This is a genomic window from Paenibacillus sp. S-38, from assembly GCF_049942825.1.
In the GTDB taxonomy this organism is placed as follows: Bacteria; Bacillota; Bacilli; order Paenibacillales; family NBRC-103111; genus Paenibacillus_G.
Window position 1 is genome coordinate 2748089 of sequence record NZ_CP187970.1, and the last position, 13618, is coordinate 2761706.

At 59.3% G+C, this 13618-nt stretch carries 12 protein-coding genes; 7 read left to right on the plus strand and 5 right to left on the minus strand.

Annotation, left to right across the window (positions count from 1 at the left end; genetic code table 11):
• Positions 1 to 24: 24 nt before the first annotated feature.
• The 4 genes from ACP26L_RS12565 (at position 25) to ACP26L_RS12580 (ending at position 5729) form a co-directional block, all read left to right on the plus strand.
• Positions 25 to 822, plus strand: coding sequence for an undecaprenyl-diphosphate phosphatase (locus ACP26L_RS12565; protein WP_426452866.1), 798 nt, complete (start codon positions 25 to 27; stop codon positions 820 to 822).
• A 79-nt stretch (positions 823 to 901) separates the two neighbouring features.
• Positions 902 to 1390 carry a GyrI-like domain-containing protein gene (locus tag ACP26L_RS12570; RefSeq protein WP_426452867.1) on the plus strand — a complete coding sequence of 163 codons (489 nt, stop codon included), beginning with the start codon at positions 902 to 904 and terminating at the stop codon, positions 1388 to 1390.
• Between the two features lie 427 nt (positions 1391 to 1817).
• Positions 1818 to 2039, plus strand: a complete 222-nt coding sequence (locus ACP26L_RS12575) for a hypothetical protein (RefSeq protein WP_426452869.1) — start codon at positions 1818 to 1820, stop codon at positions 2037 to 2039.
• Between the two features lie 36 nt (positions 2040 to 2075).
• Positions 2076 to 5729 carry a DUF7594 domain-containing protein gene (locus ACP26L_RS12580; RefSeq protein WP_426454917.1) on the plus strand — a complete coding sequence of 1218 codons (3654 nt, stop codon included), beginning with the start codon at positions 2076 to 2078 and terminating at the stop codon, positions 5727 to 5729.
• Positions 5730 to 5911: 182 nt separating this feature from the next.
• On the opposite strand, the gene ACP26L_RS12585 is transcribed toward ACP26L_RS12580, so the two are convergent.
• Entirely contained in the window at positions 5912 to 6637 is a 726-nt protein-coding gene (locus ACP26L_RS12585) for an ArsR/SmtB family transcription factor (protein WP_426452871.1), read from the minus strand.
• 129 nt (positions 6638 to 6766) lie between these two features.
• Between ACP26L_RS12585 and ACP26L_RS12590 the strand changes: the two genes are divergently transcribed.
• Positions 6767 to 7669: a DMT family transporter gene (locus ACP26L_RS12590; protein WP_426452873.1), complete on the plus strand. Its 903-nt coding sequence runs from the start codon at positions 6767 to 6769 to the stop codon at positions 7667 to 7669.
• Between the two features lie 126 nt (positions 7670 to 7795).
• On the opposite strand, the gene ACP26L_RS12595 is transcribed toward ACP26L_RS12590, so the two are convergent.
• Entirely contained in the window at positions 7796 to 7930 is a 135-nt protein-coding gene (locus tag ACP26L_RS12595; protein ID WP_426452875.1) for a hypothetical protein, read from the minus strand.
• A gap of 381 nt (positions 7931 to 8311) precedes the next feature.
• Between ACP26L_RS12595 and ACP26L_RS12600 the strand changes: the two genes are divergently transcribed.
• Entirely contained in the window at positions 8312 to 9460 is a 1149-nt protein-coding gene (locus tag ACP26L_RS12600) for an MFS transporter (protein WP_426452877.1), read from the plus strand.
• A 134-nt stretch (positions 9461 to 9594) separates the two neighbouring features.
• Here ACP26L_RS12600 and ACP26L_RS12605 read toward each other — a convergent pair whose 3' ends face one another.
• Positions 9595 to 10971, minus strand: a complete 1377-nt coding sequence (locus ACP26L_RS12605) for a family 43 glycosylhydrolase (RefSeq protein ID WP_426452879.1) — start codon at positions 10969 to 10971, stop codon at positions 9595 to 9597.
• Positions 10972 to 11347: 376 nt separating this feature from the next.
• Complete coding sequence (locus tag ACP26L_RS12610) at positions 11348 to 11893, minus strand: DinB family protein (protein WP_426452881.1); 546 nt, start codon at positions 11891 to 11893, stop codon at positions 11348 to 11350.
• Positions 11894 to 12085: 192 nt separating this feature from the next.
• Between ACP26L_RS12610 and ACP26L_RS12615 the strand changes: the two genes are divergently transcribed.
• A complete protein-coding gene (locus tag ACP26L_RS12615; protein ID WP_426452883.1) occupies positions 12086 to 12502 on the plus strand; it encodes a VOC family protein in 417 nt (138 codons plus the stop codon).
• 149 nt (positions 12503 to 12651) lie between these two features.
• Here ACP26L_RS12615 and ACP26L_RS12620 read toward each other — a convergent pair whose 3' ends face one another.
• The gene (locus ACP26L_RS12620) at positions 12652 to 13533 is read right to left on the minus strand and encodes a YwqG family protein (RefSeq protein ID WP_426452885.1); all 882 of its coding nucleotides are present in this window, start codon (positions 13531 to 13533) and stop codon (positions 12652 to 12654) included.
• Positions 13534 to 13618: the final 85 nt, after the last annotated feature.

Below are 13618 nucleotides of genomic sequence, written 5' to 3' on the forward strand. Positions count from 1 at the left end.
ACGAGTAAATGAGGAGAGAGAAGCATGAGTGACTTGTGGAAAGCCGTCGTGATGGGCATCGTCGAGGGGCTGACCGAATTCCTGCCCGTTTCGTCGACCGGTCATATGATTCTCACGGGGTACCTGCTCCAGTTCGAGGGGGACAAGGCATCGACCTTCAAGGTCGTCATCCAGTTCGGCGCGGTACTGGCCGTGCTGGTGCTGTACTGGAGGCGGTTCCTCGGCTTCCTGCGGATTTCCCCGCGCATGCTGAAGCGCCCGGGTCTGAACCTGCTTCATGTAGGGGCGGCACTGGTGCCTTTCGGGGTGGCGGGCCTGACGATCTACGGATATATGAAAAAACACCTCTTCGGTCCGACGCCCGTGCTCATCGGGCTCGTTGCCGGGGGGGTGCTGATGATTGCCGCCGACCGCTTCCGGGGAAGGGTCACCGCCGAGACGATGGATGACATCACCTACAAGCAGGCGTTCGGCATCGGACTGTTCCAGTGCCTGGCGATCTGGCCGGGCTTTTCCCGGTCGGGCTCGACCATCTCGGGCGGCATGCTGCTCGGGACGAGCCAGAAGGCGGCGGCGGAGTTCACCTTCATCGTCTCCGTGCCGATCATGTTCGCCGCATCCGCCTACGACCTGTACAAGAGCCGGGAGTTTCTGTCGGTAAGCGATCTTCCGCTGTTCCTGACGGGACTTAGCACAGCGTTCCTCGTGGCGATGCTGGCGATTGTCACGTTCCTGAATCTCATCAAGCGATTGAGCCTCTCGTGGTTCGCTGTCTACCGGTTCGTGCTTGCCTTGGTGTTCTTCATTATCCTCTATTTGTAAAATCGGAGGATGACAAAAAAGGGAATCAACAGGCGCTTATCGAATAGTTTGTAGGAAACGTTCACGGGGAGGCGGGAGCATGACAAGAGTACTGGAAGTCCAAGTGATTCAGAAGCCGGCGTTTCGGGCGGTAGGTTTGCGGTGGGAAGGCACGTTCGCGGAGGCGGCCGCGGGCGGCATCCGGCTCGTTCAGCAGGAGCTGCGCGGGCGGCTCGGTGAGATTGCCCATCAGGCAAACCCGGAGCAGCTGCTCGGCCTCTCCTATCACGCGCATCCCGAGGCGAAGGGCTTCGTTCACTATGCCGTGCTGGAAGTCACTCCTGAAGCGGGGGTACCCGATGGCATGCTGGACATCAGCGTCCCGACCCTCGCCTATGCCGAATGCAAGCATGCCAAAGGCCAGAACATCCAAGAAACGTACCGGCTGATCTACGAGTGGATCTCAGAGCAGGGCTGCGTCCTGAACAAGGACACGGAGATCACGCATTACGAGGTGTACCCGATGTCTCAGAACCCGTATGATCCGGACCCCGAATTCACGATCCGGATTCCGGTCAAAGGCCTATAAAATGCAAGGGGATGGCGCCTTAGAGTATCCTGTTGTTTCAGCATGAAACGGCGAGACTTCGGAAAACTCCCGGTGCGGGCTAGTGTGGATGAACCTGCTTGTCACAGGGGACCGGAGGCTCCTCAGAGGTCATGCTGGAACGCTCATCGGGTTGGATTCTCCTGCCGATGAACGGCGCTGCATCCATTGGGCTGATTCACCTGCTTGCACAGCGGGTATATTCCATCTATACACTACTAATCGATGCCAACAGATCCAGTTTTTATGATCCAATAATCAGAGTCAGAGCCGAACTTACATGGCCTGGCTTTTGTTGGCGTTGCGGCTCCAAATCCCCCGGAAGAAAGCGCCAACAATTGAACATGGCCCCAACTTGTGCCATACTGCTACTTGGAGGTGGTATAAAATGTATGAAAATCCCAAATTCATGGGGAGAGACCATAAAGAGTTGGTCTCTGGTACGGAGCTGTTTGCCGCTGCGCTGTTCCAACGGCCCGTGAACATCTGGCTCACGCAGCCTGACGCGGAGCGCCGGCTCGACTGCAGCGGCATCATCCAAGGGTATGATGACGACTATGTGCAGATCGGCGGCGTACGTTACAGCCGCACCTGGTGCAAGTTTTATGCAGGGAAAAGAATCCGTGCCTAGCTGCCGGATTACGTGGATGAGAGAAAGGATGAACTAGTGATTGTTTTGAACTTATTGTTTCGTAACTGGATCCCCAGGCTGCTGGTGTGCAGCCTGCTTGCCATGCTGCTGCCGCCGTCCGGCAAAGGGATTGCGGCAGGTGTCTCCGCCGTTCTGATCGACGATCTCGCGGATTGGAGCAGGATCTATGACCGTTCGAGCTCCTTGAGTCTGCGAACCTACCCCGGGCGCGATGCTGAGGATGTAACCCGCGTACAGCCCAGCGGCTCCGGGGGGGAGTACATAACCTACCGGACGAAGGAGCCTCTTCGTTCTTTTGCCGTAAGTGCTTACTATACGCCTACGGGCAGGCCTTACGGACACCCGAGCTTCTATGTATCCCCGGACGGCATGACATACAGTCAAGTGACCGCGAATGTGTACGAGAACGGGGGGTATCTCCATGCCGTGACGTATGAAACGAGTCTGCTTCCGGAGGACACGCATTTTGTCCAGATTCGTTATAACGGCCGGCCCTCCGAGGAACCGCCTTCCTTGGGGAAGGTGGTGCTGAACGGGCCGGCCGGCGTTAGTGCCTCTCTGCCCGGCGGACTGGTTCCCTATGGCAGCAAGGTGGTGCTCCGCTCCGATACGGAGGGAGCCGCGATCTATTACACGACGGACGGAAGCGATCCCCGTTCATCCCCTTCGCGCAGGCATTATGGAGGGCCGATCGATGTCCTGGATTATATGGAGCTGCGAACCTGCGCCGTCTTGACCGGGACGGCGGCCAGCCGTGTGTCCACCTACCGCTATGTGCCCGTGCCGGCGGATTCGGAGGGCCGTGTGGAGAAGGCCTACGAGGATGGGTTCGTGGACAGTGGAGTTCCCCAGGCGGTCTACGGGGATAAGAAAGAGCTGCTGGTCAAGAAATTCCGCAGCCGGGAGGCCTATCTCAAATTCCGTCTGCCTGAACTCACCGGCGAGGGGGATACGGTCACCCTTCAGGTCTACGGGTATGCCTCGGACAGCTCCCGCCGGCCGGCCGTCCTCAAGCTATACTCGGTCTCCGGGATGTGGTCGGAGAGGACGCTGACGTATGCGAATAAGCCGCTGACCGTAACCGGCGCGGCGTATGGAGACAGCGTGCCGTCCACGGTAGGGGAGTCGGCGTATGGAGAGACTTTCTCCAGCTTAACGGAAGCCGTCTACGGCCAGGTGGGATCCGAAGTCCACGGATGGCCGGCCGGAGGGGAGGCTTCCTCCGTAACCGCTGCGGCCTATACGCCGGATCCGTCCACCGTCACCGGACTGACCTACGGGAAGCTGCTCGGCGGGCTGACCCTGGATTACGGGCCTCCCGGCTGGCTGCAGTTCGACATTACGGAGTATGCCAGGGAAGCCCGGATGCTGGGTCTCACGGAGATCAGCCTGGCGCTCGTCAACGAAACGGACGGGATGACCTTCCTGAGCAGCCGTGAATCCGGGGAGACGGCGCCCTTCCTCCTGTCCTCTCCGCAAGGGATGAAGGGCTTCACCGACACCCTCGATACCACGGGCCAAATCTACGCCCGTTCGAATGTGTATCTGACCGGCACCGACCCTGCTTACTACGGAGGGGATACCGGCCGGCTGACGCGGACCTCGACTGCCCCCGGGCGGATCGTGTACCGGTTCGATGAGGATATCCGTTCGGTCACGTTATCGGTGTACAAGTACCTGGCGGCCGCCGGGGACAAGCTCCGGATCTACGGCTCCACGGATGGATCAGCCTACAAGCCGATCGAAGCGGAAGCCTACGGGGCGGGGACCTCATCCGGCGGCTGGCTGGGATACGTCTACGAGGCTGTAACGGCGGAAGAAGGGCTCCGCTACCTCAAGCTCGAGCTGCCGGAGTCCGCGGACAAGCCGTGGGCACTACAGCTGGCCGAGGTGACCATCAACCGGAGCACGACCTCGGTTCAGCTGTCTTCAACCCGTACGGCGGAAGGGGTGACCGCAGAGCTTTCCTCCGCTTCCCCGGGCGCGGCGGTGTATTACCGGCTTGGGGACGAGCAGCCATACGTGCGCTACACGGAGCCCCTGCGGCTGACGGGTTTCCCGAAGCTGCAGACCTACGCCGTAATGGACGGCTGGGAGCCGAGCTCCCTGCGCACGTACACGCTGAACGCATCGGGTTCGATCAAGGTGGACCGCTTCGGCCAGCTTGGCATGAACGCCTTCGCGGGGAGGGTGAAAAGCGAGCAGGAGCTGCGCAGCGACGCGGCTGCCGATGAAGTCTACTACGGCAGCTTGGCGCCGCCCCAGGAGTGGGACCGCTTCGGAGGGCTTGACGGCAGCGCCGAACGGTACGGCCTGGAGGCGACGGGCTACTTCGCCGTAGGCGATGCCGGAGGACGGAAGGTGCTGAAGACGCCGGAAGGAAATATTTTCTTCAGCCTCGGGGTGAACGGCCTGACGAACCTGGAGACTTACACGAAGGTGGAGGGACGCGAGGAGCAGTTCGAGTGGTTTCCTTCGCCGGAAGGGGAGTACCAGCAGGCTTTTGTGCCGGACGATCCGGGGAGCTTCTCCTACTACATGGCGAACAAGTACCGCAAGACGGGCCGGTTTCCCTCCGCCAGCGGCTTCTATTCAGAGGCAGTGGGACGGCTGAAAGGCTGGGGCTTCAACACGGCAGGGAGCTTCTCCCCCGAGCAGTACGGGAGCCGGAACGCCTTCCCGTATGTGCGGATGCTGCCCCTGAGCTGGATGGACTGGGCCCGCGTGCCGGGATTGTCCTTGTTCGATATCTTCGCTCCGGATGCGGAGCAGAAGATGGAGGAGACCTTCGCGGCCGTCCTGCCCCAGCATGAGAACGACGAGATGATCGTCGGGTATTTCCTCGATAACGAGTACGACTACCACAAGTTCCACCGCGAGGTACCGAAGCTGCAGGGGAGCCGGGCGGCCATCAAGCTGCGGCTGGTGAGCGAGCTCGAGGCGAAGTACGGGACCGTCACTGCATTCAATACGGCGTGGGGCACCGCCTTCTCATCCTTCGAGGAGATGAAAGAGAAGGAGCTGCCTCTGAAGAGCTCGGCCTCGTGGCAGGACATGAATGCCTTTTTCCAGCTCTATCTCGATACGTTCTACGGCACGGTCTCGCGCGTCTACCGCAAGTACGACAGGAACCACCTCCTGCTCGGGGACCGGTGGATCACGACGCCGTTCCATGATACGAAGCTCCGGGGCTATCTCGCCGAGGCATCGGGCAAATACATGGATGTCATCTCCATCAACTACTACACGCGGAAGCTGGAGACCGACCTGCTGAGCGAGGTGCACGCAAAATCGGGAGGCAAGCCGATCCTCTTCAGCGAATTCGGCTACGGCACGGCGGAGCAGGGGCTGAAGCCTCTTGTGCCGGGCGCGGCGCTGAACCAGAACGACCGGCAGCTGCGGTACCGCAATTATGTGGAAGGCGCGGCCAGCCTCAGTTATGTCGTAGGCGTGCACTGGTTTAATTACGTCGACCAGGCCGGAACGGGAAGATACTGGCAGGGCATCGGCGATTGGGCGGAGCGGTATAATTCCGGACTGGTCAATGTGGCGGACAGGCCCTACAAGACCTTCCTGGCCGGAGCGATGAAGAGCAATTATGAAATTTATCAGGTGATGATGGGAGAGCGCCCGCGATTCTACTATGAATTCAACAGCAGTAGTCCTTAGCGTATACAAAAAATGGAACCCTGCCCGGCTTTACCGCCGGACAGGGTTCTTCGCTTCTTCGCGTATGGTCCCGAAAGGATCTCGGCGGCTGGCACGTGCTCAGATCACGAACGTGCACGGCCCCGAGATGGACGCCGTGCCGGTCAGCTAGCCGTACGGCTCGGCAGGGGACCGCACGGCCGTCACTCGCCGTGAGGCGGTACCCCGGTGCCCGGCTCCCATGACAGGCCGAAGGCGGAGGCCAGCCCGCGGGTGCCTTCGGTTGTCACCCGGAGGGACCGCCCGCCGGGCAGCCTTTCGATCCACCGGAGCTCGAAGAACCGGTCCGCCAGCGCTGAACCGAGGCTCCCGGCCAGGTGGGGCCGGCGTTCGCTCCAGTCGAGGCACTGCCGGGCGAAGTGCCGCCGCCTGCCGCCGTTCTCCGGGACGCTCACACCGAATTGCGCGAGCCGCTCCCGGCCGGGCCCCGTCAGGGCGAAGTCCCGGCAGTCCGAGGCTTCAAGCCACCCAAGCTCGAGGAGCCGGTCCGTCAGTGCGACCCCCAGGCGGCCGGCCAGATGGTCGTAGCAGGTGCGGGCATGCTTCAGTGCCCGGAGCTGGTCGGATTCGCGCAGGGAGCGAACGGGCTTCGGCGGAGCGATCGCATGAAGCGCCTCGAGCGCGTGGGCGACCTCCCGGCCGGCTAGCCGGAAGTACTTGTGCCGGCCCTGCGATTCATGGACGATCAGGCCGCCTTCGACCAGCTTGGCCAGGTGGGAGCTGGCCGTCTGGGGTGAGACACCGGCGAGGCGCGCCAGCTCCCCGGCAGGAAGCGATTTGCCGCCGAGCAGGCCGAGCAGGATCGCGGCACGCGACGGGTCTGCGATCAGGGCGGCAGCTGAGGTGAGATGAGGACCTGGAAGGCTCATGGACAGAATCTCCTTTTTTTGATCCGGATAGACAGCGTGTTTCCATAGTTCGATCATAACCGAAGTGTCTCCATGCTACAATCGGAGAGGAACAATCCATACACTATCCGGCAAGGAGGATACAAAAAGATGAACCGTATTCCGTATACCCTGCTGACCCTCCTGGCCACCTCGCTGATGGGCTCGTCCTTCGCGGTCGGCAAGCTGGGTCTGCCCTGGCTCTCCCCGCTGCTGCTCGTCGGACTCCGGTTTACGCTGGCGGGCGGGCTGATGGCCCTGTGGGTCCGCCGCCGGAAGCTTCCGCTGCCGGCGGGCCTGCCGGATTGGGGGCGGCTGACCCTGATCGGCTGCCTGCAGACGGCAGGCGTCATGGGCTGTATCTTCCTCAGCCTGCAGACCATCACGGCGGGGGAATCGTCGATCCTCACGTTTCTGAACCCGCTGCTGGTTGTCGTGCTCGGCACCTTGTTCATGGGCTGGAGATACCGCCCGGTCCAATGGCTGGGCGTGCTGACCGGCTTCGCAGGCGTGGCCGTTACACTCGGCGGAGGACTGCGGCTCGAGACAGGGACGCTGCTGGGACTCGGATCCGCCTTCTCCTGGGCGGCCGCCACGCTGCTCGTCAAAGCCTGGGGCGCCCGCTTTCACACCTGGGTGCTGACCGCGTACCAGATGCTCTTCGGCGGGCTGGTCCTGCTGGGACTGAGCCTCCTGGCCGAAACGCCGAAGCTCCACTGGAACGCCGTATCCGTCGGAGTTCTGCTCTATTTGGCCCTGCTCGGCTCTATCGTGCAGTTCGCTGCCTGGTATTATCTGCTCAGCCAGGGGGATCCCGGGCGCACGAGCGCGTTCCTGTTCCTCGCCCCCTTCTTCGGCGTGCTGTCCGGCTGGCTGCTTCTCGGCGAGGAGGTCACGGGATATACGGCTGCAGGCGGGGTGCTGATTTTTGCGGGCATCTTTCTCGTGAACTGGACCTTCGGTGATGCAGGGCAGCGGGGAGGGGCGGCAGCGGGTGAGCAGAGGAGGAGCTGAAGCGCAAGAGATCAGAACAGAGTATGCGAAAAAGGCCTAGCCGGCCAATGGCCAGCTAAGCCTTGCAGAGCTGCGTTACAAAAGGGAGCAAAGAGCATCCGTCCGACGGATTCATGGAGGCAGAGGCTAGTCTTCCAGCTTCTCGATTCCCTGGATAACAGCCTGGCTGTTATCCGACATGAAGTTGCAGAATTCCGCATACGACTCAAAGATGTGATCCTGATCGTCCACCTTGACAATGTACTGTGCCTGCTCATCCATGACAACCATCACTCTCCTTTACTTACATATATGTGGCAGGAGCGAATGTAGTACAAGATGACCGGCCATATTCCAAAAAATTCTGAGCAGTTGTTTAAGGGTGATTACCCGTTCTGCGGATCGTTGAAACAGGGTGGGGGACAAACCGGAAATGAAAATACGGGTTCGTCAGCGGGCTGCTCTCCGCTGGGGATTCACCTGGACACGGCCAGGAATCAACTGGTTTCGGTGAATAAAAAATGGTTGCCAAATGCAGGGAAAGGATACATCATAAGTCGTAGTGATCTGTGGAGACCTCGTGAAGGGTTCACCGGAGTGCCTATTCTTTTATACGCTTCACGGTATGGCAGGGAGTTCATCCATTTGATCGGGGGGATCCTCGTGGACAAATTGTGGACGCGATCGTTCATGACATTGACGATCGGGATGCTGTTTCTGGGAACGGGGTTTTATCTGCTGCTGCCTACGCTGCCCTTTTTCATCCAGAAGCTTGGCGGCACCGATTCGCAGATTGGCCTTGCGGCGGGCATGTTCACGATCGCGGCGGTGGTCTGCCGTCCGCTGGTCGGCGCACTGCTGGACCGGTACGGCAGAAGGCCGTTCATTCTTGGCGGGCTGCTGGCCTTCACGGCTGCGATGTATCTGTATGACTGGGTATTCGGTATCGCTGCCCTGATGATCCTGCGCGCGCTGCATGGGGTAAGCTGGGCGTTCACCACCACGTCCATCTTCACGGCCATCACGGACAGCATTCCGGCCTCCCGGCGTGCTGAAGGCATGGGATGGGCGGGCGCCTCCATGACGGTGGCCATGGCAGTAGGGCCTCTGCTCGGTCTGTGGGTGCTGGAGCAGTCCTCCTACCACCATCTCTTCCTCTTCGCCGCCGGTCTCTCGGCTGTCTCGCTGCTCTTGGCGTCCGGTGTGCGTACGCCGTTCCAGCCTTCGGCTTCCCGCGGCCCGATGGTATTCTTCGACAAGTCGCTCGGTCCGATCGCGGCCGGCGTCTTCTTCCTTGCGGTCGCTTACGGCGGGGTAACGACCTTCCTGCCGCTCTTTGCACAGTCCATCGGCGTCAACGCCGGGCATTTCTTCCTCACCTATGCCATCACGCTAACTCTGATCCGCCCGCTGGCCGGCTCTCTGTCGGACCGGCATGGCGAGCTCGCCGTTATCGTGCCGGCGCTTGGGGTCACGGTGGCGGCGCTGGCTGTGCTCGCGGTTGCCTCGGGCCTGCCCGGGGTCCTTGCGGCAGCGGTGCTGTACGGGATCGGCACGGGCGGCGCCCAGCCGGCTCTGCAGGCCGCAACGCTTCGGATGGCGCATCCGGAGCGCAGAGGCTTGGCCAACGCCTCGTTCCTGACCGCCTTCGACCTCGGCATCGGGCTGGGCTCGATTCTGCTTGGGGCCGTGTCCGATTACCTCGGCTACCCGGCTCTGTTCGCCATCAGCGCCGTATCGGTCGCCATGTCGATGATGATCGCGGCTGTGTTCGTGCGCAGAATGCTCGCGCAGCGTGCCGCCCGGCAGTAGGATGAATTCGGCATAAGCAGCAGGAGGCACCGCCGTTTCCGCTGTTTACCCGCATCTTTTCACTAAAAAACAAGCACCCCCTGGAACCATGTCCTTCCTGGATCCGGGGATGCTTGCTCTTGTTACACTTTGAATTAATTCACAATTTTGAACGTGGCGTCCTGCTTCTCTTGATCGGTGCTGATCGGATCGAGCTTCAGCTGATACGCACTGTGCCGGATGTACCGTGCCGGGAAGTTATAAGACTGGAACGAGGTCCATGTGGCATCCTTCAACCCCGGCACCTTCTTGAAGGTCGCATCAGCCTTGAAGGTGTCCGTGCCGTCGTTCTTCGCCAGGACAAAATCGTAATTGGAATGCCTCAGGTAATATCCGGGATAGTACACCGATTGGAAGGAGACATATTCCGAGCCTCCATTCGCAAGCCCCGGCACGACCTGCCAATACTGGTCGCCGGCCGGCGAGATGTTCGTATCGATCGTGACATCGAAGCTCGCGTGCCGCACGAACATATTCTGGAAATTATAGGACTGCAGGCGGTTCTTGACCCCATTCACTCCGGTGGAGGTCTGGCTCAGCACAGGAATGGTCCCGTCCGCATTGTAGTTGAATTTCTCGATGGCCACCGAGCGGCGGTAATCCCCGCCTGTAGGGAGAGCGCCGTTATGGTAAATGAAATATGGCTGCCCCTTATACTCGATGATCGCTTGATGGTTCGTACCGCTGGTTCCTGTCGGCGCCATGATGACCCCTCTGTACGTCCAGGGGCCGGTCGGGCTGGTGCTCGTGGAGTAGGAGATCGCCTCCGGCCAGCCGGAAGCGTACGACAGGTAATAAAGTCCATTGCGTTTATGGATCCAAGGGGCCTCCGTAAACTGCGTAGGACCGATGGAAGCCTGCGTCAAGGGAACACTGTTGATCGAACCGCTGTAGGAGATCATGTCACTGTTGAGCTTGACATACATCAGGGCGGTGTTGCCCCAGTACAGATAAGCCTGCCCGTTGTCATCGATCATCACGCTCGGGTCGATGTCATCCCAGGAGATGCCCGAGAACTTCGTCATATCGTTGGTGATCAATGCATGTCCCAGGGCATCCCGGAATGGACCCGTCGGACTGTCGGATACCGCCACCCCTATGGCTTTGCCCGGAATGGTCTTATGCTCTGCACAGATGTACCAATAGAACTTGCCGTTCCGCTCTATGACCTGGCCGGCCCAGGCGTCTCCTTTGGCCCAGCCGAAGGCGCTTACAGCCATAGGCGTCCCACGATCCGTCCAGTTCACCATATCCGTGGAGGAGTAGACCTTCCAGTCGCGCATGACATACCCGGTGCCGGTAGCGGAAGCCTCGTCGTGGCCGGTATACAAGTAGACCGTATTGTTATAGACCATAGCCGCAGGGTCAGCGGTATAGGTATTTAGAACTACGGGGTTATCGGCAAAGCATGTGGCGGCGGAGGTCCATAAAAGCACCAGCGCCATGGATAAAGGCTTGACAAACTTTTTCATTACATCGTCTCCTTCACTTCGATTTCCTCTTTATGAATTCGCTTTCTTTTTCGTGATGAATGCATCTTGGTTAGCCGCTGATTCCTCCTTCAATTGGTAACTTAAACCCATCGATCTGGGAGAAGAAGGCCGCTGCTGCCGCTATCGTCTTCCCTGTTCTGAGCTCATACCAAATCTTATCCTACTTTCTCAGCCTAAAAAATAGATTTATTTGAGTTAAAAGTGTAAATTCATTACAGCTTGGATTGAGAGGCGCAGCGCTCCGGAGCGCCTTCCATCGGGCAGCAAAAAACGGACCGCTCCGGCAGTCCGTTTCTTTGACGCTGAAGCCCCGGTGATCTTGCCGGGTTCAACGAATCGTAATCCCTTTACTGGGTTACTGGGCTTTGGCTGCCGGAGGGGTCTGCCCGGCCGTCTGGCTGCCGTCCATATACCAGAACAGTGCGTATTCCGTCATTGTCGAGGCGTGGCCCATCTGCCGCAGCATAGCCGATACGTTCCCCCGGTGATAGGTCCCGTGATTGACCACCTGCAGCACCATCTCGGCCAAACTCGTTTCACGCACGGTGACGTAAGGATTATCGAGCAGGACCGTACGTTCCAGGTCCGTCTCCTTCCGGAAGAAGGCTTCATACCGTTCGGACAGGAGTTTGAACCGTTCCGAGAGCTCCCGGATGCTCAGCTGCTCGGCTTCGTCTTCCAGGGGGCGGCCGATAACCAAAGCTTCCGGCATCGGCACGCCGCTTAGGATCTCCAGCCAGGTACAGTCGACGGCATAGATATGAGCCATGCCTTTGGCAACCGTGGGGAATATACTTTTCACTTCCTGTGTATATACCTCGGAAGGGAGCTCGCTGATCCGGTTCAGCAGGGTTTGGTTGGCCCAGGCATGGTATTGATACATCGTTACGGCGTTTGGCATAAGATACATCTCCTTTGTTCCTCTGATTGACTTTATACCCTTATTATAAGGAGGCACAGTGACATCAGTCTGTCAGGGTTCCTGAAGAAAAGCCGCAATCGGTAAGAAATATTTGGGGTCACGCTTTGCTATGATGAAGAAGTGGAAACCAAGGGGAGCAGCTCCCAACTATTCTGATGAGGTGATTCAAGGATGGCACTGACAGCGAACATGATTTTTGTAAATCTGCCGGTTCGGGATTTGAAGCAGTCCAGGGCGTTCTTCGAGGCGGTAGGCTTTGCGTTCAATGACCAATACTCCGATGATACGGCAGCTTGTCTGGTCATCAGCGAGCAGATCTTCGCCATGCTGCTCACACATGAGAAGTATGCTTCGTTCAGCACCAAAGAAATCTGCGACACGGCGCGGAGCGGCGAGGTAATCCTGGCGCTGACGGCAGAGAGCCGGGCGCAGGTGGACGAGATTGTAGACAAGGTGCGTCAAGCGGGGGGCAAGCCGGCCAAAGAGCCGCTCGATTACGGTTTTATGTACTCGTGGAGCTTCGAGGATGTGGACGGCCATCAATGGGAAGTCTTCTTCATGGATCCGAATGCAGCGCAGCAGGGCTAAACAGGCACGGAATATGAGAAAGCACCGCAGGCCGCTGCGGTGCTTTGTTATTTGCCGAACGGCCGGTCTCCACAATGTATGTACGGAATCATCGGCTTACGGACAGGGCTGCCCCATGGATTCTTGCCCCTCGTCCATTTCCGTTGTGCTCAGCAGCACTGCATTTCGCATACCGCCCGGTCAAACCGCTGCGCCGACAAATCCTCTTCTTTGATCCAAAAATAAACCCTCCCTGTGTCACCCCACATCATGCCCGTCTTCTCTTCCTCGGAATCGATCTGCAGCAGCAGGAGCCAGCCCAGCGCGGATTGCTGCACACGCTGACGTACCGCTTCCGACTCCCGGATGTCCTCCCAGGACAGCCCCTGCGTATTCATCTCGCAGCTGAACTGCATATCTCCCTGGATCGGATCGGCATGACCGAGGAAGCGGTGGATGCAGTTTCCGGCGGACTGGTGTTTGTTGAATCCTTTGAGGAAGGCTCTCCTATACTTGTCAAACTCCTTTCTGCTGCTGTTCCAGCCGAGACCCAGGCTCTCCAAGAAGGCGGACTCTTGCGGTGGAACGCAGAGGGTCGGGACGAAGCCCACCCGGTTCGGCTTCAGCACGAATTCCTCCCGGAGCTCATCCGGTGAAGGGCGGCGGGCTAGCTCACCCAGCTGCTCGGCGGGGGTATAGATCACACGGCAGGTATGCCGATCTCCGTAGAACTCCGAGTCCTCGAGCATCGCTTCGACCGCATAAAAGAAGGACAGCAGCCCACCGGAAGGCAGGGAATGAGGTGGTGTGGTAACATCCGCCAGGTTGATCTGGGCAAGGAAGCTCTGGTGGTAGTGCTTCCACATCGGCCATTCCACGTCTGAGGGAAGGTCGGGATGGCCGCCCATCTTGCTGGAGCCAAGCGGGAGAAGCTCTTCCTGCTCGGGCTGCAGATGTAACTGATGAGAGGGGAAAATCCAGGAAGCGATGGCCTCCCGGTACGCCTCAAGTCCAGAGTCTTCCAGCAGTTTTACAATTTCTTCACGGTTCATAGGTTCTCTTGTCCTCCTGGCAGCGGCAGCAAACCAAGGTCTATCGAACATCCTTTCCTCCGGACAGACGCTTGGTTTGAACTGT